Source organism: Candidatus Binataceae bacterium (assembly GCA_035508495.1).
Classification (GTDB): Bacteria; Desulfobacterota; Binatia; order Binatales; family Binataceae; genus JASHPB01.
In genome coordinates this window covers 36,916-63,492 of sequence record DATJMX010000036.1, presented here as the reverse complement: position 1 = coordinate 63,492, position 26,577 = coordinate 36,916, and the positions used below count along the sequence as shown (strand labels likewise).

Annotated in this window: 28 protein-coding genes; 19 read left to right on the top strand and 9 right to left on the bottom strand. The window is 60.0% G+C overall.

Annotated features, from left to right (window positions below; translation table 11 throughout):
• Positions 1–7: 7 nt before the first annotated feature.
• Entirely contained in the window at positions 8–1,003 is a 996-nt protein-coding gene (locus tag VMA09_12275; protein HUA34376.1) for a prolyl oligopeptidase family serine peptidase, read from the bottom strand.
• A 12-nt stretch (positions 1,004–1,015) separates the two neighbouring features.
• Here VMA09_12275 and VMA09_12270 point away from each other — a divergent pair, with 12 nt between their 5' ends.
• From VMA09_12270 to VMA09_12260, 3 genes are read left to right on the top strand one after another with little or no spacing between them, the layout of a single operon-like run.
• Complete coding sequence (locus VMA09_12270; protein ID HUA34375.1) at positions 1,016–2,026, top strand: methyltransferase domain-containing protein; 1,011 nt, start codon at positions 1,016–1,018, stop codon at positions 2,024–2,026.
• Entirely contained in the window at positions 2,026–3,015 is a 990-nt protein-coding gene (locus tag VMA09_12265; protein HUA34374.1) for an isoaspartyl peptidase/L-asparaginase, read from the top strand. The genes VMA09_12270 and VMA09_12265 overlap by 1 nt, the downstream gene beginning before the upstream one ends.
• Positions 3,012–4,712 (top strand): phospholipid carrier-dependent glycosyltransferase, encoded by a 1,701-nt coding sequence (locus VMA09_12260; protein HUA34373.1) that lies wholly within the window; start codon positions 3,012–3,014, stop codon positions 4,710–4,712. The genes VMA09_12265 and VMA09_12260 overlap by 4 nt, the downstream gene beginning before the upstream one ends.
• On the opposite strand, the gene VMA09_12255 is transcribed toward VMA09_12260, so the two are convergent.
• Positions 4,702–6,027 (bottom strand): DsbA family protein, encoded by a 1,326-nt coding sequence (locus VMA09_12255; GenBank protein HUA34372.1) that lies wholly within the window; start codon positions 6,025–6,027, stop codon positions 4,702–4,704. The two genes, VMA09_12260 and VMA09_12255, sit on opposite strands and share 11 nt — an antisense overlap.
• A gap of 93 nt (positions 6,028–6,120) precedes the next feature.
• Between VMA09_12255 and VMA09_12250 the strand changes: the two genes are divergently transcribed.
• The 14 genes from VMA09_12250 to VMA09_12185 all read left to right on the top strand — a co-directional run bounded on the left by VMA09_12250 (position 6,121) and on the right by VMA09_12185 (position 17,512).
• Complete coding sequence (locus VMA09_12250; GenBank protein ID HUA34371.1) at positions 6,121–6,366, top strand: hypothetical protein; 246 nt, start codon at positions 6,121–6,123, stop codon at positions 6,364–6,366.
• A gap of 110 nt (positions 6,367–6,476) precedes the next feature.
• Positions 6,477–6,812 carry an FmdB family zinc ribbon protein gene (locus VMA09_12245; protein HUA34370.1) on the top strand — a complete coding sequence of 112 codons (336 nt, stop codon included), beginning with the start codon at positions 6,477–6,479 and terminating at the stop codon, positions 6,810–6,812.
• 23 nt (positions 6,813–6,835) lie between these two features.
• Positions 6,836–7,093, top strand: coding sequence for a zf-TFIIB domain-containing protein (locus tag VMA09_12240; protein HUA34369.1), 258 nt, complete (start codon positions 6,836–6,838; stop codon positions 7,091–7,093).
• Positions 7,094–7,217: 124 nt separating this feature from the next.
• Positions 7,218–7,613, top strand: coding sequence for an NADH-quinone oxidoreductase subunit A (locus VMA09_12235; GenBank protein ID HUA34368.1), 396 nt, complete (start codon positions 7,218–7,220; stop codon positions 7,611–7,613).
• Between the two features lie 9 nt (positions 7,614–7,622).
• On the top strand, positions 7,623–8,123 hold the full coding sequence (nuoB, locus tag VMA09_12230) for an NADH-quinone oxidoreductase subunit NuoB (protein ID HUA34367.1): 501 nt from the start codon (positions 7,623–7,625) through the stop codon (positions 8,121–8,123).
• Between the two features lie 2 nt (positions 8,124–8,125).
• A complete protein-coding gene (locus tag VMA09_12225; GenBank protein HUA34366.1) occupies positions 8,126–8,635 on the top strand; it encodes an NADH-quinone oxidoreductase subunit C in 510 nt (169 codons plus the stop codon).
• Complete coding sequence (locus VMA09_12220) at positions 8,632–9,750, top strand: NADPH-quinone oxidoreductase (GenBank protein ID HUA34365.1); 1,119 nt, start codon at positions 8,632–8,634, stop codon at positions 9,748–9,750. Before VMA09_12225 ends, VMA09_12220 begins: the two co-directional genes overlap by 4 nt.
• 7 nt (positions 9,751–9,757) lie before the next feature.
• Positions 9,758–10,945, top strand: a complete 1,188-nt coding sequence (gene nuoH, locus VMA09_12215; protein ID HUA34364.1) for an NADH-quinone oxidoreductase subunit NuoH — start codon at positions 9,758–9,760, stop codon at positions 10,943–10,945.
• Positions 10,946–10,952: 7 nt separating this feature from the next.
• Entirely contained in the window at positions 10,953–11,564 is a 612-nt protein-coding gene (locus VMA09_12210) for a 4Fe-4S binding protein (protein ID HUA34363.1), read from the top strand.
• 23 nt (positions 11,565–11,587) lie between these two features.
• Positions 11,588–12,082, top strand: coding sequence for an NADH-quinone oxidoreductase subunit J (locus VMA09_12205; protein HUA34362.1), 495 nt, complete (start codon positions 11,588–11,590; stop codon positions 12,080–12,082).
• Positions 12,083–12,086: 4 nt separating this feature from the next.
• Positions 12,087–12,401: an NADH-quinone oxidoreductase subunit NuoK gene (nuoK, locus tag VMA09_12200; protein HUA34361.1), complete on the top strand. Its 315-nt coding sequence runs from the start codon at positions 12,087–12,089 to the stop codon at positions 12,399–12,401.
• A 5-nt stretch (positions 12,402–12,406) separates the two neighbouring features.
• Positions 12,407–14,473, top strand: coding sequence for an NADH-quinone oxidoreductase subunit L (gene nuoL, locus VMA09_12195; protein HUA34360.1), 2,067 nt, complete (start codon positions 12,407–12,409; stop codon positions 14,471–14,473).
• Between the two features lie 30 nt (positions 14,474–14,503).
• Positions 14,504–16,003 (top strand): NADH-quinone oxidoreductase subunit M, encoded by a 1,500-nt coding sequence (locus tag VMA09_12190; protein HUA34359.1) that lies wholly within the window; start codon positions 14,504–14,506, stop codon positions 16,001–16,003.
• Between the two features lie 9 nt (positions 16,004–16,012).
• Complete coding sequence (locus VMA09_12185; GenBank protein HUA34358.1) at positions 16,013–17,512, top strand: NADH-quinone oxidoreductase subunit N; 1,500 nt, start codon at positions 16,013–16,015, stop codon at positions 17,510–17,512.
• Between the two features lies 1 nt (position 17,513).
• Here VMA09_12185 and VMA09_12180 read toward each other — a convergent pair whose 3' ends face one another.
• Genes VMA09_12180 through VMA09_12150 form a run of 7 tightly spaced genes read right to left on the bottom strand, consistent with a single transcriptional unit; the run spans position 17,514 to position 24,235 of the window.
• Positions 17,514–18,503, bottom strand: coding sequence for an amidohydrolase family protein (locus tag VMA09_12180; protein HUA34357.1), 990 nt, complete (start codon positions 18,501–18,503; stop codon positions 17,514–17,516).
• A gap of 23 nt (positions 18,504–18,526) precedes the next feature.
• Positions 18,527–19,018: an aromatic-ring-hydroxylating dioxygenase subunit beta gene (locus VMA09_12175; protein ID HUA34356.1), complete on the bottom strand. Its 492-nt coding sequence runs from the start codon at positions 19,016–19,018 to the stop codon at positions 18,527–18,529.
• Positions 19,015–20,307, bottom strand: coding sequence for an aromatic ring-hydroxylating dioxygenase subunit alpha (locus VMA09_12170; protein HUA34355.1), 1,293 nt, complete (start codon positions 20,305–20,307; stop codon positions 19,015–19,017). The genes VMA09_12175 and VMA09_12170 overlap by 4 nt, the downstream gene beginning before the upstream one ends.
• Positions 20,308–20,340: 33 nt before the next feature.
• Positions 20,341–21,156, bottom strand: coding sequence for an SDR family NAD(P)-dependent oxidoreductase (locus tag VMA09_12165; GenBank protein ID HUA34354.1), 816 nt, complete (start codon positions 21,154–21,156; stop codon positions 20,341–20,343).
• Positions 21,153–22,220, bottom strand: coding sequence for a hypothetical protein (locus VMA09_12160; GenBank protein HUA34353.1), 1,068 nt, complete (start codon positions 22,218–22,220; stop codon positions 21,153–21,155). Before VMA09_12160 ends, VMA09_12165 begins: the two co-directional genes overlap by 4 nt.
• A 19-nt stretch (positions 22,221–22,239) precedes the next feature.
• The gene (locus VMA09_12155; GenBank protein HUA34352.1) at positions 22,240–23,439 is read right to left on the bottom strand and encodes a CoA transferase; all 1,200 of its coding nucleotides are present in this window, start codon (positions 23,437–23,439) and stop codon (positions 22,240–22,242) included.
• Positions 23,420–24,235, bottom strand: a complete 816-nt coding sequence (locus tag VMA09_12150; protein HUA34351.1) for a GntR family transcriptional regulator — start codon at positions 24,233–24,235, stop codon at positions 23,420–23,422. Before VMA09_12150 ends, VMA09_12155 begins: the two co-directional genes overlap by 20 nt.
• A gap of 66 nt (positions 24,236–24,301) precedes the next feature.
• Here VMA09_12150 and VMA09_12145 point away from each other — a divergent pair, with 66 nt between their 5' ends.
• Positions 24,302–25,381, top strand: a complete 1,080-nt coding sequence (locus VMA09_12145) for an acyl-CoA dehydrogenase family protein (protein HUA34350.1) — start codon at positions 24,302–24,304, stop codon at positions 25,379–25,381.
• A gap of 26 nt (positions 25,382–25,407) precedes the next feature.
• Positions 25,408–26,547 (top strand): acyl-CoA dehydrogenase, encoded by a 1,140-nt coding sequence (locus VMA09_12140; protein HUA34349.1) that lies wholly within the window; start codon positions 25,408–25,410, stop codon positions 26,545–26,547.
• Positions 26,548–26,577: the final 30 nt, after the last annotated feature.

Below are 26,577 nucleotides of genomic sequence, written 5' to 3'. Positions count from 1 at the left end.
GAGAGCTTCAGCTCATGTTCGCGGCGAGAAAATCCAGGACCTGCTTTTTATACTGGTCGGAAATCTCGAAGATTGCGTTGCCGTGCCCTTGGGCGGGAGCGACCCAGAGCTGGGCCCGATTTCCCGATTTGCGGGCGGCGTCCTCGATTGCTCGGCCGTTTGCGACCGGAGTCAACGGGTCGGCCTCGTTCTGAATGACCAGCAGTGGACATCGCAGCTTGAGCGCGGCATCAGCGGGCGCGATCTCGGTGAAGGGCCGCGGGAACCATCGATGCTCTGCGATCCCCAGCACCGTGGCCGCGAACGCCGGATTCAGCCCCGCGATCGAGGGGTTCTGCCGCAGCATCTCGTCGAGGTTAGCGTAGGAGCTGTCAGCGATCACGGCGCTGAACATCGGTTTTTCGGCAGCCGCGAAGATCGCGGCCGCGCCGCCCTCCGAGATTCCCATCACGGCGATTCGCCCCACGCCGTCATGGCGCAGCTTCGCCGCCGCTTTCAGCACGGCCGCGCTGTCGGTCCATCCGAAGTCGGTACCCAGATGCGCGTTGCTCAGACTGTCGAGCGCGAGGACCGAGTAACCCGCGGCGTATAGAAATTGCGCGTATGGAATCAGCGACTCGGTGCCGCCCCCGGCGGCTGCGAGCAGAATGATCGTGTCGCTCCTGCGTCCGTGGAAATAGAGCCCGCTTACGTCAACCGGCAATCCCGCGAACTCTACCTGACCCGCTTTGAACTCGTCGGGCATCACGCCGATCGAGGAGCGCGCCAGGTCGTAAGGATGGCTGGTGCGCTCGGGAACGTGCTCGCCCACTACATCGTCGCCCCGTGCGCTCGACAAAAAGATCGGATACTTGATCTGATTGGCGATGAAGGTCGCTGCGCCGACCCACAAGATGACAGGCAGCCCAAGCATCGCGACCCCGACGCCGAGGAACCTGCGCCGGCGCCCGCTGCGCGCTCTCCCTGTCTGGTTCACGCATACTGCTATCGCCGATCGTGGCATGATTGCGCAAGCATGGTGTCCGAAATGCACGCCGCGCCGCGCGCGTCAGCAAACCCCATAGGCACAAAGCCACTAAGGAATGTTTTGATTCACCTTTGTGACTCGGTGCTTTTGTGGCTGGATTGTTCCGGCTGCGAAGCGCAGCGCCGATCGCGATGTTTTGAAAGCCGCTTGTTACGTGCCGCTTTGCCCTCTATGCTGCCGTCTCAAGCACTTCCTCTCATGACTGATTGGAATCCCGAACTCTATAACCGTTTCAGGCGTTATCGCGCCGAACCGGTAGAGCATATGCTCGGCCGCCTGCCACTGGGCGAGGATGAGCGAATCCTCGATCTGGGCTGTGGTCCCGGCGACAACACGCTCGAGCTTGCGCGGCGTAGTGTGCATGGCGTGGTGCACGGTATCGATCTATCGCCCGCGATGATCGAATCCGCTACCAAACTGCGCGCCGCGCAAGCGCCTGATGTGCAACGGCGCCTGACCTTTGCGGTCGGTGACATCGCGCAGCTAGCATCAGACAGCGTACAGACAGTTATATTTTCCAACGCAGCACTCCAGTGGTTACGGCATCATCGGGAGGTGCTCGCGGCGTGGTTTGGCGCGCTGGCGCCCGGCGGCCGGCTGGCAGTGCAGATGCCCGCCAACGAGCATGAGTCAGGCAAGGTCGAGCTCGGCGCGCTCGCGCGTGAGCCAGCGTGGTGCGCGGCGCTGGGCGGTATTGACCAGTCGTTTCGCGATGTGCCGCCGCCCGAGCATTACGCGCGGATGCTTAAAGAGATCGGCTTTGTCGACGTAGATTGCTACTATTTGACATTCCGTCATCCCATGGAACGCGCCGCCGACGTGGCCCAGTGGTATCGTTCGACAGGGCTGCGGCCTTTTCTCGACGCTCTGCCAGAGGCGCGCCACGAAGCTTTCGTCGCGGCATACAGCGCGCGCCTCGAGCGGGCCTACGGTACAAGTGGTGCTATAACCTTCGCCTTCCGCCGCCTGTTTATCTGGGGACGGCGTCCACAATCCTGATGGCACATCAACGGTTAAAAATCGCGCTCGCGGCGCACGGCGGCGCGGGAGCAATCGGTTTGGCTTCCGAACGCCCCGAGCGGCGGCGCGCGATGCTCGCGGCGCTCAAGCGCGGCGCGGAAATCTTGCGCGCTGGCGGCAGCGCGCTCGACGCGGTCGAGGTGACGGTGACCGCGCTCGAAGATCATCCGATGTTCAACGCGGGCTATGGCTCGCTACTCAACTCCGAGGGGCAGGTCGAGATGGATGCGTCGGTGATGCTGGCCGAGCCGGTCAGCGAGCCGATCGCGGCGCTGCGCAGTCATGTGCACGGTCCCGAGTATCGGGTCTCGGCCGGGGCGGTCGCGGCGGTATCGCGCGTGCGCAATCCCGTGATGCTCGCGCGCGCGGTGATGGAGCGCACTCCTCATATCCTGATGGTCGGTGCGGGGGCGGAACGATTCGCGCGCCGCGCCGGGATCGCGCTGGCCAAGCCGGCCGAGATGATCACCGAACGCGCCCGCGAACGTTGGCGAATCCGCGAGGCGCAGCGGCTCCAAATCGAGGAGGAAACCGCCGACGGACATGGCACGGTCGGCGCGGTGGCACTCGACGTGCGCGGCGCGATCGCGGCGGCAACTTCAACGGGCGGCGTGCCCGGCAAATTATTCGGACGTGTGGGCGACTCGGCGATCGTCGGCGCCGGCGTCTTCGCGCACGCCTTCGGCGGCGCGTCGGCGACCGGGCAGGGCGAGGCCATCATCGTGACGGCGCTGTGCCGCGAAGCTGTGATGGCGATGGCCGAGTCGACGCCGCAGCGGGTCGCGCGCGATGCGATCCAGGAGCTCATCGATTCAACGGGCGCCGAGGCCGGCCTGATCCTCGTCGATGCGCGCGGGCGAATAGGCTATGCGCATAACGCGGCGTCGATGCAGGTCGGCACGTTCGATCCCGAGCACGGTTTGCAACATCTCTGGCTCGATCCGATTCATAGCCGGCGGCGGCAGTGAGCGCGGCTTCATCGCGGAGCGCGCGGCCGCGTGCGCTCGCGATTGTGAGCGCCGCGATCTTCGCGACGCTGGTGCTCGCGCAAGGAATCTCGGCGCCGTTCCAGAAAGACGCCGAGCCGCAATCCGCCGAATGGATGCAGAGCGTCGCGCGCGGGCATCTGCTCGCGCCGCGTGACTACTACGGCTTCCTGACGCAGAAGCCGCTTCTCTTCTACTGGCTTGGCGCCGGATTGACGGACCTGACCGGCGGCGGCGTCAATGAAGTCCGGTCACGTGCGGTCGCGGTGGCCTCGGCGGTCGCGCTTAGTGTGATCGTGCTCGTTTGGACGAGCGTCAATGTCGGTCCGATCGAAGGATGGCTCGCTTTTGTCTTCCTGCTCGGCACTTATGGCTTCGCGGCTCGCGCGCCGCTTGCACTGACGGACATGACGCTGACGATGTTCGTCGTTGCTACGCTCGTCGCGCTATATCCGATTGTTAGCGGTGTTGCCGGGGAACGAGATCGCCGACGCGCCATCGTCTGGGCGCTCGCGATGATGTTCCTGGGTGTGTTGACCAAAGGGCCGGTGGCGATCGTACTGCCCGCGATTGCAGTCGCGATTTACCTCCTGCTGGAGCGCCGCAATCCGCTTGAGATGCTTGCCGAGCGCTGGGTCTGGAGCGTCGCGATACCGGTGATTGCGTTGTCGATTGCCTGGTACGCGATCTGGTTCGCGTTCGGCGACCCCCGTTTCCGGCATACGTTCATGACCGAGAACTTCGGCCACTTTCTGCCGGTCGCGGCGGGCGGAACCGGCGAGGGCGGGCGGCCGCCATGGTTCATCCTCGCGCGGTTGACCGGCGGCGCGATGCCGCTGGTGCTGCTGGTGCCGGCGGCGATTGCGATGCTCGCGCGCGGCGAGATCGAGGAGAGCAAACGCGGACCGATTCTTTACCAGGCGAGCCTCGCGCTGGCGACGATTATCTTTTTCTCGATCGCAAGCGCGAAACGCGACGACTACATCCTGCCGGCGCTGCCGGGAATCGCGATCCTGAGCGCGTCGGCGTTCGGCGCAACCGCGAGTGAGCAAGGTATCGGCGCAAGGCTGCGCAGTATCGCGACGATGATCATCGCAGTTGCGATGCTCGCCGGGGTCGCGCTGGCGATCGTCGCGAAAGCTGGAAATCTTGCGCCAAAGCTGAACCTCAACTCGAGCGACGCGGAGCTGCTGGGAGTTCTGCTCGGGCGCACGGGTTTCAAATCGACCGCATTCGCCATGATGATCGCGGCTTGCTCGATCGTGGTGTTGATTGCGGCGCGCCGCGGGCAGGCAACGATCGCGGGCATATCACTCGGAGTGCTAAGCCTCTGCGCCAGTCTTCTATTCACCGCCGTGGTGCGCCCCGATCTCGCCGTTCGCCGTAGCGTCTACGACTTCGCACCGCAGATCCGCGCCAAGGTCGGCGACGGCAGACTCTGCATCGTGGACGGCATCAACTACGAGTTATCATTCTACTACGGCGAAGCGGTACCCGATCTGAAAAGGAGCGGATGCGCCAGCGGCCCAGTATCGACGCCCGCATACCTTTTCGCCTACGAAAAGGAGTACGAAGTTCTACCCACCGACCTTCGCGCGCGTCTGAAACCGGTCCTCCAATCGAAGCTAATCGGCGGCCCGGGGCCTCCAGCACTCTACGAGATCGCGCCTAGCCGCTAGTCAGCAATCTGTTGCGAATCAGCGGCAAGTGCTCGCGACCGAAGAATGCTTCGTCCCGTACCAGGTAGGTCGGCACGTCGATCAGGCCGGCGTCGTTCAGTCTTGCGCGCGTTTCATCGAGCGCGGCACGGCCTTCGGATCTGAGGAATGTCTCGTAGTCGTCTGTCGGCGCGCCGATCTCTTCGAGCGAGCGGCCGATGGCCGACTCGTTTTCTATGTCGAGTTCGCCTCGCCAGTAACGCTCGAACGTCAACTCGGTGAACTTTCTCGCGAGGTGTTTTGCCTCGCGATTCAGCCACAAGAGCGCGATCGCCGCCGCGGTCGAGTTTGCGTGCTTGCTGGGATTCCTCAGCGTGATGCCGCGATCGGCCATGTACCGCGCGAGGTCGCGCTCCATGTATTGCGCGCGAATCGCGCGATGGCGCAGGCCGCGATTGTCGGCGCTGGTCGCGGGCTTGGGCTTTTTCGGCGCTTCGGTTACGAGCGGCTGCCAATCGACTTCGATGCCGAGTTGGTCGGCCAGCGCGCAGGTTGGCTTCATGGCGAGATATGAACGAGGGCTCGCAAAATCGAATGCAAATGTGAGCGCGGTGTTGATCGCCGTGGCTCGCGGCATCGGCGCGCCACCCTCATACGCAATATCCGGCGGCGCGCCGCGACGGCCGGTGAGTATCCACCTGATGCGCGGCAGATGCTCGCGGCCGAAGTACATCTCATTGTCGACGAGGTAAGTCGGGACGCCAAAGATTCCCGCGTCGAACGCCTTGCGCTGAATCTCGTCATGCAGCTGGCGACCCGGGCCCGACGCGTACTCGCGAAAACCTGCGATGCTCGCGCCGGCCTCGGCGAGCACGCCCTCGAGCACCGCGATGTCCTCGATGTCGAGCTCGCGTTTCCAGAAGCGTTCGTACGTGATGCCCATGTAACTCCGCAGTACGGTGATTCCCTGCTGCTTAGCGAACAGCATCGCGATTCCAGCGAGCGACGAATCCCAGATCTTGATCGTGCCGCGCACGACCGCCTGGCGCAGCGAGCCGTAGCGGCGAACGTCAGAGTAAGCGCCCTTCACCATCTTCCATTGCGTATCGGTGCGCTGGCTCTCCGCGACGCGCCCTTGTTTGTCGAGTTTCGCCGAGCCCAGGTAGCTCGGGATATCGAGCGTGAACGGACGCCAGTCGATTTCGATACCGAGTTCGTCGCCGAGCGCCAGGGTCGGATCTTTCGCGAGATAGGCGTAGGGACTTTTGAAATCGATATAGACGATCAGCGGAGCGGTGGACAAAAGTGGGTCAAATCGCGTCGATGCTTCATTCATGGCGTTCACCGGCTCGGAGGCTAGCACATCTCGATTCTCTGGCGCCTGCCTCGGCGTTTGAAAGCTCCGCCGCGAGCCGCTAAATGAATAGCGATGCCGACGCCGCAGGAACGTGCTGAAAATGCGATGAGCGCGCTGATGCGCCTTGGCGTGTCGCTCATCATGCCGCTTTGGGGACTGATCATGCTGGTGCTTGGACTCCGCGATCATTCGCTATGGTGGATCGGATGCGGCGTCGTGGTGGGCGCGGTTGGTCTTTTGCTCTTCGTCGGCAGTCCGCTTGCGCAGCCGATCCTCGATCTGCGCGAGTCGTGGCGCGGCGCGCCGCCGAAATCCTGATCGCTCGCGAGCGGATAGAATCCGTAACCTTTAAGTTCAGTTCACATCTTCATGATGTTCGGCGAACCGTAATTGCGGGCTTTTCCGGGGCACGATATGGTCGTGGTCGGATGCCCATCTTCGAGTATGAATGTGCCGGGTGCGAGCGAATCAGCTCGCATGTCGTCCTGAATACCAGGCGTCGCGAGCGGCGGGTATGTCCCGCGTGCGGAGGCGCGCGCCTCAGACGCGTGATGTCGTCGTTCGCAGTGGTCGAGAGCGAAAGTTCGCGTCTTTCGAACTTCGACACGTCGACGCCGCGCGATGAATCGTTCTACAAGGATTCGCGCAACGTCGGGATGTGGGCGAAGAAGCGCGCGAGGCAGATGGGCGTCGACCTTGGCGACAAGTTCGAATCGACGGTCGAGAAGGCGCGCAGCGGCAAGCTGATCAAGGACATGACATAGAGTCACTTGAGGAGGGGCTGAGCGTGAGCGATCAAAAAGATCGGATGGGGGAGAAGTTCAAAGACGTCGAAGCGGCGCGTGAGGATCAATGGGCGCGCAAGCGCGATGCGGAATTGCTGGAGAGGATGCGCGAGCGGCTCAACGCGATGCTGTGTCCGTACTGCAAGGCCTCGTTGGGAGCGGAAACCGAGGGCGGAGTCGACATGCTCAAGTGCCCCAACGATCATGGGGCGTGGGTTGGCAAGAAGACCCTGGAGCGCTTGCTCGCGGCCCGAAAGTGATATGATGTCAGTAAGAAAGTTAGCGGGCTTGGATTAGAATTGTTAAAGCGTGATTCGTTCACGCTCAAGTCACTCTTCTTGACCTTTTATTCCAGTCCAACTAATGAGGACTCGGTAATCCAAAATGTACGTAAACTTCGGCGTGGCACTGGCTCTCACGATCATCGGTATCGGGTTCGTGGCGCTGATGTTCGGCCTGCAAAAGCTGCTCGCGCCCTCCAATCCGCACGAGCGCAAGCTTATCCCGTACGAATGCGGTGAGCCGCCGACCGGCCGCGCGTGGATTAATTTCAACGTCCGCTTCTATCTGATCGCGCTTATCTTCGTCGTGTTCGAGGTCGAGGTCGCCTTCGTTTATCCGATCGCGGCCGTGTATCTCGATTGGGTGCGCAGCGGGCGCCGCCTCTACGCGCTCAGCGAGATCTTCGTCTTTCTGATGATTCTCTTCGTCGGGCTGGTGTACGTCTGGGTGAAGCATGATCTCGAGTGGATCAAGAAGGTTCCGGAGTCGGGGGTTTGAGGTTTTCGTATGCCGCTTTTGAACACGCTGCCCGATTACGTTTTAACGACCAAGACCGATGAGCTGCTCAACTGGATGCGCAAGTCGAGCATCTGGTACATGCTGTTCGGCCTCGCCTGCTGCGCGATCGAGCTGATGCATACCGGTGGCCCGCGCGCCGATATCGAGCGCTTCGGCGCCACGCCGCGCGCTTCGGCTCGCCAGTCCGATCTGATGATCGTCGCCGGCACGCTGACGCTTAAGATGGCGCTGCGCACGCGGCTCCTCTACGACCAGATGCCCGATCCCAAGTACGTGATCGCGATGGGCTCATGCGCAAGCTGCGGCGGCCTGTTCCAGCTCGCGTACTCGGTTTGCGACGGCGTCGATAAGATCTTGCCGGTTGATGTTTACGTTCCCGGATGCCCGCCGCGTCCCGAGGCGCTGACCGAGGGACTGCTCAAGCTCCAGGAAAAAATCATGTCCGAGCGTTGGTTGGCGCGCTCGAGCAATGGAGTCGCAGCGGCGTGAGTATGGAACCGCTCCAGATATACGAGCGGGTCAAAGAACGGTTCGGCGATCGAGTTCTCGAAGTTTCCGAGAAGAAGCCCGACCCGTTCATCGTGATCGATCCGTCTGCGCTCGTCGAGGTCGGCACGTTCATGCGCGACGATCCCGAGTTGGCAATGGACTGCCTCTCCAACGAGAGCGGCGTCGATTACAAGGATCGTATTGAAGTCGTCTACCATTTGTTCTCATATTCGAGGCGCCACGGCGCGGTGATGAAAATCAAATTGCCGCGCGATAATCCGTCGGTCACAACGCTCGAAGAAGTCTGGAAGTCCGCCAACTGGATGGAGCGCGAGATTTTCGACTTGCTCGGTGTCACCTTCGAAGGTCATAGCGATCTGCGGCGTATCCTGATGCCCGAGGACTGGATCGGCTATCCACTGCGCAAGGATTTCGTCGAGCCGACCGAGTATCACGGCATTTCAACTATCCGCGAGAGCCCGATTATCCGGCTCGACTCGAAAAAGAAATGAGTACCTTTCGCACCGAAGAAATGACCCTCAACATGGGCCCGCAGCATCCGTCAACCCACGGCGTGCTGCGCTTCATCGTGCGCGCCGACGGCGAAGTAATGCGCGAGGCGATTCCCGACGTCGGCTACCTGCATCGCTCGATTGAGAAGATCGCCGAGAAAGTCGGCTATCACGGCTTCATGCCCTATACCGATCGCGTCGATTACGTTTGCGCGATGTTCACGAACCAGGGATGGGGCATGGCGAGCGAGAAGCTCGCGAATATCGAGGTTCCCAAGCGCGGTGAGTATTGCCGCGTGATCGCCGCCGAGTTTAATCGCCTCGCGTCACATCTCTTGTCCGTCGGCACGATGGGCATGGATATCGGCGCGATGACGCCGTTCACGCATGCGATCCGCGAGCGCGAGATGATCAACGACCTGATCGAGGAGCTCTGCGGCGCGCGGCTGACATTTAACTATATGCGTATCGGTGGTGTCGCGTGGGATCTGCCGCCGGGATGGCGCGAGAAAGCGCTCGCATATCTCGATCATTTCGATCCGATTCTCGAGGAGTACAACGCGCTCCTCTCCTTCAACAAAATATATATCGAGCGGCTGGCGAACATCGGAATCATCTCGCTCGAAGAAGCGATTAGCTACAACCTCGTCGGTCCCAACCTGCGCGGCTCGGGCATGAAGTGGGATATCCGCAAGGACATTCCTTACTCCGCCTATCCTGATTTCGATTTTGACGTGCCTGTCGGGTCGGGCGAGTGGGGCAGGCTCGGCGACGCGATGGATCGCTACATGGTGCGGATCCGCGAGATGAAGGAATCGGTAAAAATCCTGCGCCAGGCCTTGGCGCAGATCCCGGCCGGCCCCGTGCTCGCGAAGGTGCCGCGCAACTTCAAGCCGCCGGCGGGCGAATGCCAGATTCGCGTTGAATCGGCCCGCGGCGACATGGGATGGTACGCCGTCAGCGACGGCACTGCTTATCCGTGGCGCGTCCATGTGCGCACTGGATCGTTCGCCGCAATGGGTATTACGCAGAAACTCAGTCAGGGGCTGATGATCGCCGACCTCGTGACATTGATCGCGAGCCTCGATGTCATCGCTCCGGAGATCGATCGCTAAGGGTTGAATGCAGGAACTGATTAATAGTCTGGTTTCGTCGAAGAGCTTCGGCGGCATGCCTGCGACGATCGTCGGCGCGATCGTGATCATCGTGCTGAGCGCGGTCGTGTTCCTCGGCGTTGCGTTTCCGTTTGCGGGAATAGTCAGTTGGGTCGAGCGCCGCGTATGGGCGCGAATCCAGTCGCGCGTCGGCCCGAATCGCGTCGGGCCCAATGGCTTTCTGCAGTGGCTCGCCGACGGCGTAAAGCACGTCTGCAAGGAAGACGTTATTCCGGCCGACTCCGACCCTCATCTATTTAAGATGGCGCCGTATCTAGTCGTACTCGCCTTCGTGCTGCCTTGGGCAGTGATGCCGTTTTCGTCTGCGCTCATCCTGGCCGATATGAATGTCGGCATCCTTTATATGACCTCGGTCACGGCGATCACCGTCGTCGGGGTGCTGATGGCCGGGTGGGCGTCGAACGACAAGTGGTCGCTGATCGGTGGGATCCGTTCCGCGGCGCAAATAGTCAGTTATGAAATTCCCGCCGGCCTTTCGATTTTTCCGGTCGTGTTGATGACCGGAACGCTTTCGATGCAGTCGATCATCAAGGCGCAGGGCTGGGCGCCGCAGCATTGGTTCCTGTTCGCGAATCCGTTCACCTTCGTCGCCGCCAACATCCTCTATGTATCGGCACTCGCCGAGGGCAACCGCACTCCCTTCGATCTGCCCGAGGCGGAATCGGAACTCGTCGCCGGATTTGCGACTGAGTACAGCGGGATGCGCTACCTGTTCTTTTTCATGGCGGAGTGGGGCAACCTGTTCATCATCGGCGCGATTATCACGACGCTGTTCCTCGGCGGATGGCAATTTCCACGCGTGACCAACAACGCGGTCGTGATGAACGTGCTGCAGTTGATCACGTTCAACGTGAAGGTGCTGTTCCTGGTTTTCCTTTCGATGTGGATTCGCGGCACCCTGCCGCGCGTGCGTATCGATCAGCTGATGTCGCTGTGCTGGAAGTATTTCGTGCCGATCTCGTTCGTGAACATGCTTGGCACGGCGGTCTGGGTCGCGATCTGGCCCGATGGCAACTCGGTTGCAGGCTATATCATGTTCGCAGTGGGGCTGGTGGTCGCGTTCATCTTCGTCCAGCGGGTCATTTACTACGTCAGGCGTTCGCGGATGGAACTTTATTTCCGTCCGACAATATAGAGGTTCGATGGGCGCGATCGGCGAATATTTTCAGAATATAAAGGAAACCGTCAGCACGATTTTCGAGGGTATGGCGGTAACGGCGTCGCATTTCATGCGCAAGCCGTACACGGTTCAGTACCCCGATCGTATCGCGGTGCGCGTGCAGGACACGCTGCCCTATCGCTATCGCGGAATTCTCAACGTCGATCTCGAGATCTGCACCGGTTGCCTCGCCTGCGAGCGCGCCTGCCCGATCGATTGCATCGTTATCGCCTGTGAGAAGGATCAGAAGACTAAGGTTCTCACGATTTCTCAGTTCGATATCGACATTATCAAGTGCATGTATTGCGGCCTCTGTAGCGAGCCGTGCCCGACCGGCGCGATTCATCATACGAGCGAGTTCGAAGGGGCGGACTTCTCGACGGAGAGCATGATTCGGCGCTTTGTGACGGATCCGATCGATGCGTACAAGCCGAAGAAGGGTCCCGAGACCGACGAACGTATCGCGCCGATACTAAATCGCGGCATGCGCTATATAAATGAGTTCGCGACCCCGGGCCAGGCCTGGGCCGGCGGCGCAGTTGTCAACGGGGCGCCACCTGCCGATGGGGAAGAGGAGGCGGACGCGCAGGAGTAGGGACCGGCGCGCGGGGGAACGGAATGCTTCAGCAGGTTATCTTCTACGCGATCGCGGCGCTGACCGTCGGATCGGCCGCCTTCACCGCGTTCTCGCGCAACATTGTATATTCCACTTTCGCGCTGCTCGGCGCCTTCATGGGCGTGGTAGGAATCTACGTCATGCTCGCCGCTGATTTTGTCGCGATGGTGCAGCTCCTCGTGTATGTCGGCGGAATCCTGGTCGTGACGATTTTCGCGGTGATGCTCACCCAGGGTATCGCCGACGTCACCGTATCGAATCGTGAAGTCGGCGTAGTGCCGGCGCTGGTTGTTTCAGTCTTCGCAGTGGGCGTCATGATTTACGCGGTGGTCCGCACGCCCTGGCATCAGGCGGCGCCGCAGGTCGCACCGACTACGTATGGGATCGGCAATGCGTTCCTGGGCGAATATGTACTGCCCTTCGAAGTCGCGTCGCTCGTGCTGCTCGCGGCGTTGATCGGTGCGATTGTAATTTCGCGGCACGAGGCAAAGGAATAGCGGGATGGGCGGGGGAATTACCCTTTATCATTTTCTGGTGCTGAGCCTGATCGTCTTCGGCCTCGGCATGTACTGCGTGCTCTCGCGCCGCAATGCTATCGGCATCCTCATGGGCGTCGAGCTGATACTCAATTCGGCGAATATCAACTACCTCGCATTCAACTTTTACGGCGGCGCCAAATACGACGGCCAGATCTTCGCGATTTTCGTGATCATGCTCGCCGCGGCTGAGGCCGTGGTCGGTCTCGCTGTCGTGCTCGCGATTTACCAGAACTTCAGGACCATCGACGTCAGTGCAACGGAGACGATGAGCGGTTAGTGCCGATGGACCATCCGATTCCAGTCAGTTTCATCCGTCTGATCATCCTGCTGCCTCTGGTCGGCGCGACGATTAACTTTCTGCTCGGGCCGTGGCTGCAGAAGAACGTCGGCAAGGTCGCGATCAACATCGTTGGCTGCGGCGCCGTAATCGCCGCCTTCGCGATCGCCGTCAGCGCGCTCGTGCGCATGTTGCATCTGGTGCCCGATGATCGCTTCATGATCGACTACCTGTGGCCGTGGATGCATATCGGCGGGCTCGATCTCGATATCGCGTTCTGGCTCGATCCGCTCTCGATGATCATGACGCTGATTATCACCGGCGTCGGCGGCCTCATCCACATTTATTCGACTGGCTATATGCACGACGAGGATTCGTACTGGCGATTCTTCGGCTGGCTGAACCTGTTCACGTTCGCGATGCTCACGCTCGTCCTCGGCGACAACCTATGGCTGATGTTCGTCGGATGGGAAGGTGTGGGTCTCTGCTCATTCGCGCTCATCGGTTTCTGGTACACGACGCTCGCCAATACTACCGCCGGCAACAAGGCGTTCATCGTCAACCGCGTCGGCGACCTCGCTTTCGTGATGGCGCTCTACGCGCTGTTCCAGGGCCTCGGCGCGATCGGACATCCGACCCTCGTGACGCGCGAGATCGCGAAGTACGCGCCGATGCTCGCCGGCGTGCACATGCCCTATTTCGGCTGGAGCGTCGTCGGTTTCTCGACGTTGCTAATGTTCATCGGTGCGACCGGCAAATCGGCGCAAATACCTTTGTATGTGTGGCTGCCTGATGCGATGGCGGGTCCTACGCCTGTCAGCGCTCTCATCCATGCGGCGACGATGGTCACGGCCGGTATCTACATGGTCGCGCGCCTCAATTTCCTGTTCTCAATGGCGCCGGCGACGATGACTGTGATCGCGGTGATCGGCGGCCTCACTGCACTGTTCGCCGCGACGATCGGACTCGCGCAAAACGACATCAAGAAAGTTCTCGCGTACTCGACCGTGAGTCAGCTCGGATACATGTTCGCTGCGGTCGGCGTCGGCGCGTATGCGGCGGGCGTGTTCCATCTCATGACGCATGCGTTTTTCAAGGCCTGCCTTTTCCTCGGCTCGGGCTCGGTCATCCATGCGATGGGGGGAGAGCAGGACATGCGCAAGATGGGCGGGTTGCGGCACAAGATGCCGATCACGTTCATCACCTTCCTCGCCGCGACACTCGCGATCGCCGGCGTGCCGCCCTTCGCCGGATTCATGTCGAAAGACGAGATCATTTGGCAAGCATATGCGCACGGGCACGTCTTCGTCTGGCTGCTGCTGCTGGCGGGCGCGGCGCTGACGGTCTTCTACATGTTCCGCCAGGTGTACATGACGTTTTTCGGCGAGTTCCGCGGCACGCACGAGCAGGAGCATCATCTGCACGAATCGCCAGCGTCGATGTCATATGTGCTGATCGTGCTTGGCGCGCTCTCGGTAGTCGGTGGTCTCGGAAACATTCCGGAGTTTATCGTCTCGTGGAAACCGTTCGAGGAATTTCTCGATCCGGTCTTCTCGTCTGAAGTAACGCGGCACGTAGTGGAATCGCATATCCGAAGCCATTCGACGGAAGCGATCTTTGCACTCATTACGTTCAGTCTGGTCGTTGCGGGATGGTATTTCGCCGACATGATGTATCGGCAGCAGACCATGGATCCCGAGCGCTTCAGCAGTATCGGCGGCGGCGCGCTGTACGACTTGGTACTCAACAAGTACTATGTAGATGAAATTTACGACCGTGCGTTCGTCCAGCCATACTTGATGGCGACGCGAGCGCTGGCTTGGTTCGACCTTCATATTATAGACGGAGTAGTCAATTTCGCCGCGGTAGTGATTCTGTTCCTGTCGTGGCTTTCGGGATTGTTCGACCATTACGTCGTCGATGGTCTCGTGAACGCCGCGTCGATCATCACGCTCGACGTAGGCAACCGGCTGCGGCGGCTGCAGACCGGATCAATCAACGGATACCTTTATGGAATTCTTGCGGCGGTGATGCTGATCCTGCTAGTGCGCGCGGTCGCGCGTGCGGGCTGAGGCAGACCAGGAGAGACGGGAAGAGCGACGATGAGTCACGCGCTGACGCTGATAACCTTCATTCCGCTGATTGGGGCGGCGATCATACTCGCGCTTCCCAACAATCTGACGCCGTCCTTCAAGTGGATAGCAGTGGCAACTACGGTGCCGCAGCTCTTCATCGCGTGGTGGCTCTATCAGAACTTCGACACCACTACCACGGCGATGCAATTCACCGAGAAAGCGCCATGGATGGCGGCCTATCACATCAACTATTTCATGGGCGTCGACGGTCTCAGCATCTCGATGGTGCTGCTCACTGCGATTATCTGCTTCTTCTCGGTGTTCGCGAGCTTTAGTGTCAGCCGCGCGGAAAAAGGATACTATGCACTGCTGCTGATGCTCGACGCCGGCATGATGGGCGTGTTCGTTTCGCTCGATTTCTTTCTGTTCTATATTTTCTGGGAAGTGATGCTGCTCCCGATGTACTTTCTCATCGGCATCTGGGGCGGTCCGCGACGCGAATACGCCGCGATCAAGTTCTTTCTTTATACGCTACTCGGTTCGGTACTGATTCTGCTGGCGATGCTGGGGCTTTACTTCTACAGCCCGATACCTACCTTCGACATGACGCAACTTGCGGCGAATGCGAGCACCTACTCGCTCAATTTCCAGCGCGTCGCCTGGCTCGCATTGTTCATCGGCTTCGCGATTAAGATTCCGGCGTTCCCGTTCCATACCTGGTTGCCCGATGCGCACGTCGAGGCGCCGACGGCGATCTCGGTGATCCTCGCGGGCGTGCTGCTCAAGATGGGCACCTACGGAATCCTGCGCGTCAACTTCGCGATCCTGCCCGCGGCGACGCATCAGATGGCGTGGCTGTTCCTCGGCGTGCTCGGCGCAGTCAATATCGTATATGGCGCGATGTGCGCGATGGCGCAAACCGACTTCAAGAAACTGATTGCATATTCCTCGATTAGTCACATGGGATACGTGATGCTCGGCGCGGCGTCGTTCACCGCCGCAGGTATCAACGGCGCCGTCTTGCAGATGTTCAATCATGGCACCGTCACGGCGATGCTCTTCATCCTGGTCGGCGTGATCTACGATCGCGCACATCATCGCGAGATTGCCGGCTTCGGCGGCCTCGCGCAGCAGATGCCGATTTACGCCGGCATGACCGGGTTCGCATTCTTCGCCGGTATGGGACTGCCGGGAATGTCGGCCTTCATCTCGGAGGTGTTGGTACTGATCGGCGCATGGCAGACGCATCCGATACTCACTGCGTTCGGTGCGGCGACTGCGGTGCTCACTGCGGGATACCTGCTCTGGACGTACCAGCGAATCTATCTCGGGCCGCTCAACGAGAAATATAAGGGATTCCCGGACCTCACTTTCCGTGAGGCCTTCACTCTTGTGCCTCTTGCGATCATCGTGCTCGTGCTGGGCGTCTATCCGCACGCGATTCTGAATCTGATGAATACCTCACTGGTGCATCTGAACCAGGTCGTGCTCGCCGCGCCCGCGACAGCGATCGCGATGCTCCACTAGGTAGGCGAGATGGATCTCGGAAACTTCGCGAGCTTGCAGCACTTCGTCCCCGAGATAATTCTCGTCGCCGGTATTCTGGCGATCATTCTGCTCGATCTTGCCGTCGCCGGAACGTCAATCAGCAAGCGCTGGCTTGGATCCATCGCGCTGGTTACGTCGGTTCTTGCTCTCCTTGCGATCGCATTCGAGCCGGCGATGCCGGGCGCATGGCTGTTTCATCGGATGCTCGTGTTCGACTCGTTCGCGGTCTTCTTCCGCGCCTTGATCGGCCTCGCGACCGTGGTCGGCATCTGGATGTCGATGGGGTCGCGCGAAGTTCGTGACTGCGACCAAAGTGAGTATTACGCGATTCTGCTATCGAGCACCTTTGCGATGTTCCTGATGGCGGAATCCGCAAACTTGCTGATGGCGTATTTGTCGCTCGAGTTCGTCAGCCTGACCTCATATGTACTGACTGGATTTCTGCGCCACAATCGCCGCTCGCTCGAAGCCGCGTTGAAATACTTGATCTATGGCGGCGTCGCGTCGGGCACGATGATCTATGGCATGAGCTGGATCTTCGGCCTGACCGGCTCGATGGATTTCAGTGAGATAAACCGCGCGCTATCGGCCCCCGGGCATTTGCCGGTGCTGGCAGTATTCATTGCGCTGGTGCTGATCCTGAGCGGTCTGGGATACAAAGTGGCGTCGGTGCCGTTCCACATGTGGGCGCCCGACGTATACACTGGCGCGCCGATTCCGATCACGACATTCCTCGCAATCGGTTCCAAAGCTGCGGGTTTCGCGCTCCTGACACGGTTCTTCTTCCCCGCGATCTCGCATCTCGCTTCGGGCGGAAGCTGGCAGGCTCTCGCCGGGGTTGATTGGCCGCAACTGCTGCTCTTCGTCTGCATCATCACGATGACGCTTGGCAATCTGGCCGCTCTGCAGCAGACCAACATGAAGCGCCTGCTCGCGTATTCGAGTATCGCGCAAGCGGGTTACGCGCTGATGGGTTTCGTCGTGCTGTCAAACGACGGCATCCATGCGATGCTCGTGTACTTGTTCGCGTACTATGTAATGGATGCCGGCGCTTTCCTGGTCGTGATGATCGTTGCGAACTCGACTGGACGCGAAGATATCGATGCCTATCGCGGACTCGCCTGGCGCGGCGGAATCGTTCCGGCGATCGCGCTCACGATCTTCCTCTTCTCACTCACCGGCATTCCTCTGACCGTAGGATTCATCGGCAAGTTCTATATCTTCGCCGCAGTAATACGCAGCAAGTTTTATCTGCTGGCCCTGATCGGGGTGCTCAATTCGGTGGTGTCCCTCGGATACTATCTGAAACCGGTCTGGACGATGTTCCTGCAGCAGCCCAATGGCGACGAAGGCACAGTGTCCTTCGATATCTGGAACTACAGCCTGATGGGAGTGTTCGCGGTGGCGACGATCCTGTTCGGAGTGTATTGGGCGCCGATCAGCGCCTTCGCCGGCCGCTCGATCGCGTTCTTTACCGGCACAACCTGATTCAATTCTCGAGGCGCAGAAGTCTGCGCGCGTTCCCGCTCATTATCTTCTGTTGGTCATCCGAGTTGAGCCCGAGCGCTTTGACTTCCTCCGCCGGATGGGCCAGACCCGCCGCGAGGGGATAGTCACTTCCGATCACAAACTGGCTTGCACCGTAGTTCTGGATCAAATGACTGAGCATCGCGCGGTTGTGAGCTATGATGTCGAAATGAAACTGGGCCGCGTAGGTAGAAGGCGGCCGCGGTATCGCTGAGCGGCATTCAGGCACGAGCCGATAACCCATGTCGAGCCGGCCGACCAGCGCAGGCAGTGTGCCGCCCGCATGATAGAGAACAATCTGTAGATTAGGATGGCGCTCGAGCACGCCGCCATATATCAAAAGGGCTGCCGCGAGCCCCGTATCATAGAGATTGCCAACCAGGTTACCCAGGAAGTAGCGTGCGAGCGCTCCCGCAGGCGCGGCCTCGAACGGATGAATACAGACCGCCATCCGTAGTGATTCGGCCGCCGCCCAGAACGGCTCGAATTCGTGCTCATCAAGCTGTTTCTCGCCGACCTTAGGTGGGATCTCGACTCCGCGGAGCCCCAGCTTCGCGGCGCGCTCCAGCTCGCGAGCCGCACGTTCAGGATCCTGCAACGGCACCGAAGCGAGCGGCACGAAGTGGTTGGCATCTGACTTTCCCAGCGCGGCCAAAGCGTTGTTGTTTGTTTGCGCGATCGCCAGTCCGAGATCGGCGGAGACGTCGGGATACATCAGGAAGGGGACACACGATACCGCTTGCGCCGTGATTCCTTCGCGCTCCATGTCGGCGATGCGCGCATGCGGCGTTGAGATCGCACCGTCGATCGGCCGCATCGCACTCTCCTGAATGAGGAAGAAGCGGCGACCGTCGCGCTCCACGACTCGCGTGGCGAAATGCTTTCCTTCGCGCCCCAGGTAATCGATGATTTCGGGCGCGATGAAATGGTTGTGCATGTCGATCGCTTCCATGCGCCCTCCTCGCGATTCCAGTTTTACAGAATGAAACTGATTTTACCGTGCGGGCGCAGCGCTTCGATGTCGAGGATTGCGCGCCGCTCGCGAATTTTCAGCTCGCTATTCAATCGTGCGAGCTTATATTCATAACGGCCTATATACGTATCGATCGATTCATAGCGCATCCGGTAAACGGCGAAATTCGCAGTAGCCAGTACATTGTCGCCCTCGGCGCCGAGCACGCGCACATTGGAAATCAATCTACGCGTTCGTGAATGCGGATTTTCGGCCCACGCCGACTTGCCTAGCAATTGTTTAACGCGTGAGCGAACACGGACCGCATCGTCGGCGACAATGAACAGAGTATTTCGCGAGTCGCCTTCGGGAACGTCGGTTGGCGGGATCTCGTAGACTATATCCTCAGTGAGAAGTTCGAGCCAGTCTTCGAGGCGCCAGTCATCGAGAAGCGCGGCCTCGCGATAGAGTAAATCCTCGACCTCTTGCCGAGTGGGCAATTCAATGGTGCTCATGCTGCCCGCCTTGCGCGTCGCGCCTGAGGCTCGGTCATCAGTTGATTCCATCGTCGCCAGAACGCACGCATCTGCAGTTCGTCCGTGATCGCAGGCACGTCGCGTTTCATGCCGCGCGAGATATCCGACCACGCGACCTCGCGATTACGGAATCCGAGCTGGCAGGTCTCGAGCATTTCGACGTCATCAGGTGTAGCGAAGCCGCCCGGCCCGAGGAAGGTGAGAAAGTTATCGAGGCGCAGTGCGGAGTCCTCGGCGCTCTCTTCAATCGGCGCCAGCGCCCAGGCATTGACCTCCATATAGTCAGGCGAGACCGGATAGAAAGTCCGTACCGTGATCGCCATGATATCGTTGATTACGAGGTTCGGGAAAATTCCAAGATTGCGGCTGGTCTCGCAGATTCGCGCGGCGCGCTCGGGACCAAATCGCTCGTCGAATTTCCGCCGCAGCTGCGCGAAGTGTTCCTTGCGATGTTCTCCGAACGGTTCGACCCAATGCGCAATCGGCCGTCCCCAGGCGCTCTGATATTCAACCACCGCATGTCCGTTTCCGAGATCGAGCGCGGCTTGCCGGCGAGGAGCAGACAAATTCATGCCCTTGAGATCGATCCCGATGTCGCCCAGGAAGCTGAAATACCTCTGATGCGTCGGCAAGCCGTGATAGCCGTCGTAGCTATTTTCCACGAGCAACTTCCAGTTCGCGCGCGCGCTGTAAGATTGCTGCCCAGCGACGATCTTCATGCCCATCTCGGACTGATCCGCGACCAGATCGAGGTATTCGCGTGCGCCGGCAAGATAGTCATATAGACTCTGCGTATTGCGATCGAAACAGACGAAGATAAAACCGCGATAATTCTCGACTCGCGCAGGTGCGGCGAGCGCGAGTTCGTTGCGATCGAACGCCGGAGCATATGAGTCTTCGCCGGGAACGCCGATCAAGTTGCCCCGCGAATTGTATGTCCAGGCGTGATAAGGGCATTGGAAAGTCTTCGCATTGCCCGACCGCTGACGGCAAACCATCGCGCCACGGTGCGTGCAGGTGTTGAGCAGCACACGAACAACGTTGTCATCGCCGCGAACGAGGATCATCGGGCGGCCGACAACATTGCGCGAGCGATAGTCTCCCGCGTGCGGAACCTCGGACTCGTGTCCGGCGTAAATCCAGCACGTCTCGAAGATGCGCCGCCGCTCCATTTCCAGGCATTCCGGATCCACGAAGACGCGACGATTTACGCGAAAAAGTCCAGCGCTCTGATCGTCGATAATAAAATCACTATTTGTTTCGCTCATGATTTTCCCCACTGAGTAATCCGGTTAGCAGTACTACTTAATGGTAGGTTCCCAGGCCCAATATCGAGCGACCGCGCCCGCATCAACGCGCAGATCGGTTCCCGTGATCATTTCTGAATCATCTGACGCGAGGAAGGCGGCCGCTTTTCCGTAATCGGAGGGCCGCGGCAGCTTTTGCATCGGCACTCCCTTACGAAACGGCTCGAAAGCGGCGCGCAACTGTTCGGTATTCACGTGGGTAGTTCGTCCCCATCGCGCGGCCCGCTCAAGAGATTCGGAGGGATCGGTTGCGGTCGGCGTCAAACTATTGACCCGGATACCATGAGTGACCAGTTCCATCGCAGCCGAGCGTGTGAAGTTGAGGAGACCACTCTTCGCCGTGCAGTAGGCAATGTTATTCGGCTCGCCCTGGTGGCCAGCGGTCGAAATTATATTGATGATGCTGCCCGTGCGCTTCTGCGCAATCATCAGATTGCCGACATGCTTGGTGAAGAGGAAGGCGCCGGTAAGAATTATGTCGAGCTGCCTTCGCCATTCGTCCAGAGGCATATCGACAACACCCTTCTTGTTGAAGATAGCCGCATTGTTAACGAGGATGTCGATTCGTCCGAGACTCTCGCGTGCCGAGGAAACAACCCGCGTGACTTGCGCCTCGTCGGTAACGTCCGCCGTCAGAGCCAACGCGTGGCCGCCTGTGCTCTGAATGTAGTGCGCGCAATCCGCAGCGTTTTCGGCGCGCGAATCCACGCACACGACCGCGGCTCCTTCTGCCGCAAGCCCTTCGGCGATTCCACCGCCGATATTCGGGCTCGTTCCTGTTACTAGCGCAACCTTGCCCTTTAGCTTCACGATGGCGTGATCCTGTCCTGGTTGGCTTGCGGAGGTGCGACGAGGAAGCACTTTGACGAATTGAAGATCCAGGTATCGATAAATTCCATTTCCTTGGGAGCCCGCCGAAGCTCAGCGAGCGCGCCTGCGATGCACATCCAATTGAGTAATTCCTGTTGGCCGCTTTCTTCTACCGCCTTGGCCGGATAGTTGCGCCACAGATCATAGTTACCCGTGCGCAAAGCGTCGTACATTTCACGATCCGCGAGGGTATCGGGAAATAGATACTGATTCTTGGCCGTGAGGAACGCGTGCGACCATCCAGAGGATGCCAGCAAAACTACACGCCAGCGGCTTTGCGAGAAGATTCGCGCTGTGGCGGCGCCGAGCTCGAACAGGCGCCGCGGCGTGGGTGCAGGAGGATCGAGTTGAGCTTCGCTGGGAGGATTCTCGAAGTTTGGCAGACCGCCGCGTTGTGCAATTACCTGGCGGCCGTAGCAGTTAATGGCGAATGGAATAGTTGGATATGCAAATCCTTTCCGATCGTAGTCGAGGTAAAGGATTCCATTGGCGAACGCATGACCGAGAGGATGGTGCAGGGGTCTATACGAGTAAGCAGTGTCAAACCCTGCCTCGATTAAACCGCTTGCCAGATACTTGGCTGCAGCGACATGTCCCGGGAGCCGGAACCTCTTGTCGGCAGGTTCGTTCCATATGTTGTGAGCGGGCGGCCCGAACTCAAAAGTATCGTGCGCATAAATGCAGTATGGCGGTACGATTTCCTCGCGGAAGTTTTCATATTGGTCATCACCCCAAATGACTATTAAGTCGGGATGGAATGCATCGATTTGCGCGCGGGTTTTTCGCAACGCCTTCAGGAGCCGCTCGCGATGATGCCGGGCTGAGGCGGTGCCTTCGTCAAGGCCCCATTCCTCGCGCATCCCTGCCGGCCACGCCGAAGGTGTGCGGAGGCGCTCGGGCAGTTGAGGATTCTGAAGCATCCGCTTGAGAATCCACGACATGGCCTCATCGCGTCCCGCCAAAGGGGGATAGTGAGTAATGCCGGCTACCAGAATTTCGCCCATTTCGATTTCCTCCGGTTACTCAGTCTGCATCGGTCGCGCGATGAAGCACGCGCGATCCGTAAAGCGCCGCGATTTGAGCATCCGAATATCCGAGTACGCGCGACAGGATCTCATCATTGTCGCCGCCGAGCGCAGGTACATAGTCGCGTGCGCGTGACGCGGCATTCGAAAATTTGAACGGTGGATTCGGTATCCTCAACGCGCCAGCGCCATCGTTAACGATTTCGTAGCTGCCGCGTTCCTCGAGATGAGGCTGATTTATGGCTTCGCGCACTGTGTAATATCGCGAGCAAGGAACTCCGCCGCGCGTGATGATCTCTTCGCACTCAGCAACCGTCCGAGTCGATGCCCACTCGTCGATGAGAGCCATCAAGGTGCTCCAATTTTCCGAGCGAGAACGCAGCGAATTGAAGCGCGGATCCGATAGCCATTCCGGATGCCCCACGGCGCGCGCCAAGGAATCGAAATTATTGGGCTTTACCGACGCGATCATTACGTAGCCGTCTTTTGCGCGAGTCGGTTGAAATGTAGTTACGCGCGGACGCGGCGGAAACTGCGCTTCCTGATATTCGTATATCAGCATCCCGAGCAATCCATCCATCATCGCGAGATCGATGTAGTCTCCCGAGCCGCTGCGCTCTCGTTTCAGTAGCGCTGATTGAATTGCGCCGAAAGCATACGTGCCGCCGAGAACGTCGCCGACATAGATCCCGGTGTTGAGCGGTCGCTCGAGTCCGTTTTGATACGAAAGATTCACCAGGTCGTAGCCCGACGCCGCATGCAGCATCGGCGCGTATGCGCTCCGCTTCGCCCACGGACCGGTCTGGCCGAATCCCGAAATTGAGCAATACACGAGACGCGGATTTAACTTCGATAGCGCCGCATATCCAAGGCCGAGACGATCCATGACCCCCGGCCGCGAATTCTCGACTATCACGTCGGCAGTTGTCGCAAGCCCGTGAATGATTTCGATCGCTTCCGGCGTCTTGAGATCGAGCGCCAGGCTCTTCTTGCCGCAATTCAGGCTGGCGAAGTACGCGCTCTTGCTATCGCGGATAGGAGGCTGAACGCGAATGAAGTCGCCTTCCGGCGGTTCGATCTTGATCACCTCGGCACCGAGATCGGCGAGCAGGCGCGTGCAATGCGGCCCCGACACGATCGTCGTGAAGTCGAGAACCCTCACGCCGCCAAGGATTTCTTCACTCGGCCGCTGCGTCACGATGCTGTTCCTTCAAAAGCGACAGGTAGTAGCGGTTGAGGCGTTCCAGGTGCAGTTCCATCTCGGTCACTGCCGCGTCTACATCGCCAGCGGCGAAATGCTTCATGAAGCGGCGCCGCGACGGTAGCACCCAGATATTGCGCTGCTGGCCGATCGCGACGATGAAGTGCTGCATCACATCGACCAACGCCTCCATCACGATGACCATCACGGGGTTCTTCGTTGCGCGCGCGAGGATGCGATGAAAGTCGAGATGGATCCGCGCCTGATCGAAAAATGCGATCTTGTCGCGCGCGGCGCGTTCGGCAGCCGCGACGTTTTCATTGAGCGCTGCGATGTCATCGGCCGTGGCTCGTTCGCATGCCACCCTGACCGCGATCGACTCGACCAATACGCGCGCTTCGGTGAGATGCTCGGGCGTGACTGCGCCGAGATGGAACATGTCGCGCAGACCCATGATGATCGCGTCGCCGCTGCTTTCGCGGATGAAGGCTCCTCCGGTCGCGCCCTTTTGCAGACGCAGCAGGCCCGCGTTCTCGAGCGAGCGCAGTGCCTCGCGCAGCGTGTTGCGGGAGACGCCAAACTGCTCGGCGAGAGCGCGTTCGGGTGGCAAACGATCGCCCGCGCGCAGCCGGCGCGCCGCGAGTTCCTTGCGGATTTGCTCGGCGATCTCCTCAAACGCGCGCGGACTCTTGATGCGCCTGAATTCCGCCGTGCGCCCGGCGCGATCGATCACGCGTTCACGTGATCTGGCAGCCGCCTCCGCCCCTTCCACGATCTCGGCCTTGCTTTTCATTGGTTGAACCATTACTATCCGGCCTCGTCAAAGTCAAACAGCTTCCACCTATCGAGGTGCAGAGAATTGATCTCATTTGAACTCACCGAGGAACAGAAGCTCGCGCAATCGATGCTCCAGGATCTCGCGGCCAAAGCTTTGCGGCCCGCGGCACGCGTGGCCGATGAGAGCGAGGCGATTTCGCCGCGCACGCTCGCCGAGCTGTGGGCGACCGGTGTCATCCAGGCGCGTGCCGATGAGGATGCGCCCGCGCGCACCTGCGTGACCAACGCGATCGCGCTTGAGGAACTTGCCTTTGCCGATGCGTCATTCGCGATTGCGGCTGCCGCGCCGCTGGGTTTTCTGAGCGCGATTGCGGCACACGGCAGCGCGGCGCAAAAGAAAAAGCTCCTGCCGCTTTTCGCTGACGACGACTATCGAAGCGCAAGCGTGGCAATCGCCGAACCCGACTTCGCTTTCGATGTATCCGCAATCCGTACGAGCGCGGTGAAAACGCGCAACGGTTACCGTCTGAACGGCGTCAAAGGTCCGGTTCCGCTCGCGGAGAAGAGCAGCCACTTTCTCGTGATCGCGAATTTAGATGACAAGCGCGAAGCCTTCATCGTCGATCGCAACATCGCCGGCGTCATCATCGAGAGGAAGCGCGGCATCGGACTGCGGGCGCTCCAGATGGCGAATGTGAGTTTCAAAGACGTCGAGCTGGCTGGCGACGCACTCCTTGGCGAGGCTGCGGGATGCGATGTGCAGCAAATCGTCGATTCGGCGCGCGTGGCGCTCGCCGCGATCATGAGCGGCACCAGCCGCGCGGTCATGGAGTTCGCAATTCCCTACACAAAGGAGCGCGTGGTGCACGGCGCGGCGCTCGCGCAGAAGCAGGTGATCGCGTTTCGACTGGCCGACATGCGGATCGAAACCGACGCGATGCGCTGGATGGTATGGAAGGCGGCCTCGATTCTCGAAAAGGGCAAGGTCGCCACCCGCGAGGCGCAACTCGCCTATACCTACGCCGTCGAGCAGGCGATGTGGATCGCGGACGAAGGCGTCCAGATGCTCGGCGGCCACGGCTACCTGCGCGATAACCCGGTCGAGATGTGGTACCGCGACATCCGCACTTTGTCGGTGCTTGAAGGCGCCGTTGGCGTTTGACTATCGGACGCGACGAGGATTTTGAGATGGTTGATTTTGAACTGACTCCCACCGACGAGAAGCTTCTCGATTCCGCCCATCAGCAGGCGCTGATCGCGCGCGGCTACGCCGACTATTACGACAAGCATGAGGATGAGCTGCCGCCAAGAGAGTTTCCCGAGGCGGCAAAATTTCCCGATGTGGTCACGCTCGCGGCCGAAGTGCCGCACAGCAGCGGCCCGCGTATTCTCCACGCGCTCGTAATGTCGGAGGTCGAGTACGGCGGCATGGGGCTGCGCCGCAGCAAGTGGGGCCTCGGCAACACTGTGCTCGAAACAGTCGCGACGCCTGAGCAGATCGAGAAATGGAAGAACTACACGATCGCGATTGCGATCACGGAGCCGGGCGCGGGCTCGGATCCTGCTAACATCCGGACAACTGCGACGTTCGATCGCGAAACCGGCGAATGGGTTCTCAACGGCGAAAAGATTTTCATCTCGCAGGCCGCGTCAGCCGATGCTGCGATGGTCTTCGCGCGCTTCGTTGCGCCTGACGGCAGCCGCGGCATGACGACCTTCCTGGTCGAGCGCGGCACTCCGGGCTTCACCGTCGGTCCGCAGCTCAAGAAGCTCGGCATCCGCTCGCACGACACCTGCAACCTGCTGTTCGAGAATTGCCGGATTCCGGAATTCAACCATATCAAGGGTGACTTCAAGTCAACGATGTCGGTGTTCAACGACTCGCGCCCGATGGTGGCGGCGACGGCGCTCGGCGTGGCGCGCGCGGCGCTGGACTTCACGCGCGAAAAACTCACCGAGCGCGGAATCAACCTCGACTATCGCGCTGGCTCCAGGAGCCGGTCCGCCATAGTCGACAAATTCATCCGGCTCGAGGCGGCGCACGAAGCCGCAATGCTCACCGTGATGCGCTCGAAGTGGCTCGAACAGCAGAACCATCCGCCGAAAGTCGAAGCCTCGATCGCCAAAGCGGCAGGCGGCAAAGCCGCGCGGCGTATCACGCAAGGATGTATCGAGATTCTGGGCCCCGAGGCGGTGGCAGAATGCTATCCGCTCGATCGATGCTTCCGCGACGGACGCATCTTCGACATCTACGAGGGTGCCGGCGAGATTCAACGCCTCATCATCGCGCGCGTGATCCTCGGCTACACGAATCGCGACCTGCGCTGATAGTGTTGGGGCAGACACTGGAGGTAACGA

Coding starts and splice junctions, on each gene's coding strand:
- VMA09_12275 (HUA34376.1), bottom strand. CDS start 1,003: ATGCCACGATCGGCGATAGCAGTATGCGTGAACCAGACAGGGAGAGCG.
- VMA09_12270 (HUA34375.1), top strand. CDS start 1,016: ATGGTGTCCGAAATGCACGCCGCGCCGCGCGCGTCAGCAAACCCCATA.
- VMA09_12265 (HUA34374.1), top strand. CDS start 2,026: ATGGCACATCAACGGTTAAAAATCGCGCTCGCGGCGCACGGCGGCGCG.
- VMA09_12255 (HUA34372.1), bottom strand. CDS start 6,027: ATGAATGAAGCATCGACGCGATTTGACCCACTTTTGTCCACCGCTCCG.
- VMA09_12250 (HUA34371.1), top strand. CDS start 6,121: ATGCCGACGCCGCAGGAACGTGCTGAAAATGCGATGAGCGCGCTGATG.
- VMA09_12245 (HUA34370.1), top strand. CDS start 6,477: ATGCCCATCTTCGAGTATGAATGTGCCGGGTGCGAGCGAATCAGCTCG.
- VMA09_12235 (HUA34368.1), top strand. CDS start 7,218: ATGTACGTAAACTTCGGCGTGGCACTGGCTCTCACGATCATCGGTATC.
- nuoB (HUA34367.1), top strand. CDS start 7,623: ATGCCGCTTTTGAACACGCTGCCCGATTACGTTTTAACGACCAAGACC.
- VMA09_12225 (HUA34366.1), top strand. CDS start 8,126: ATGGAACCGCTCCAGATATACGAGCGGGTCAAAGAACGGTTCGGCGAT.
- VMA09_12220 (HUA34365.1), top strand. CDS start 8,632: ATGAGTACCTTTCGCACCGAAGAAATGACCCTCAACATGGGCCCGCAG.
- nuoH (HUA34364.1), top strand. CDS start 9,758: ATGCAGGAACTGATTAATAGTCTGGTTTCGTCGAAGAGCTTCGGCGGC.
- VMA09_12210 (HUA34363.1), top strand. CDS start 10,953: ATGGGCGCGATCGGCGAATATTTTCAGAATATAAAGGAAACCGTCAGC.
- VMA09_12205 (HUA34362.1), top strand. CDS start 11,588: ATGCTTCAGCAGGTTATCTTCTACGCGATCGCGGCGCTGACCGTCGGA.
- nuoK (HUA34361.1), top strand. CDS start 12,087: ATGGGCGGGGGAATTACCCTTTATCATTTTCTGGTGCTGAGCCTGATC.
- nuoL (HUA34360.1), top strand. CDS start 12,407: ATGGACCATCCGATTCCAGTCAGTTTCATCCGTCTGATCATCCTGCTG.
- VMA09_12190 (HUA34359.1), top strand. CDS start 14,504: ATGAGTCACGCGCTGACGCTGATAACCTTCATTCCGCTGATTGGGGCG.
- VMA09_12185 (HUA34358.1), top strand. CDS start 16,013: ATGGATCTCGGAAACTTCGCGAGCTTGCAGCACTTCGTCCCCGAGATA.
- VMA09_12180 (HUA34357.1), bottom strand. CDS start 18,503: ATGGAAGCGATCGACATGCACAACCATTTCATCGCGCCCGAAATCATC.
- VMA09_12175 (HUA34356.1), bottom strand. CDS start 19,018: ATGAGCACCATTGAATTGCCCACTCGGCAAGAGGTCGAGGATTTACTC.
- VMA09_12170 (HUA34355.1), bottom strand. CDS start 20,307: ATGAGCGAAACAAATAGTGATTTTATTATCGACGATCAGAGCGCTGGA.
- VMA09_12160 (HUA34353.1), bottom strand. CDS start 22,220: ATGGGCGAAATTCTGGTAGCCGGCATTACTCACTATCCCCCTTTGGCG.
- VMA09_12150 (HUA34351.1), bottom strand. CDS start 24,235: ATGAAAAGCAAGGCCGAGATCGTGGAAGGGGCGGAGGCGGCTGCCAGA.
- VMA09_12140 (HUA34349.1), top strand. CDS start 25,408: ATGGTTGATTTTGAACTGACTCCCACCGACGAGAAGCTTCTCGATTCC.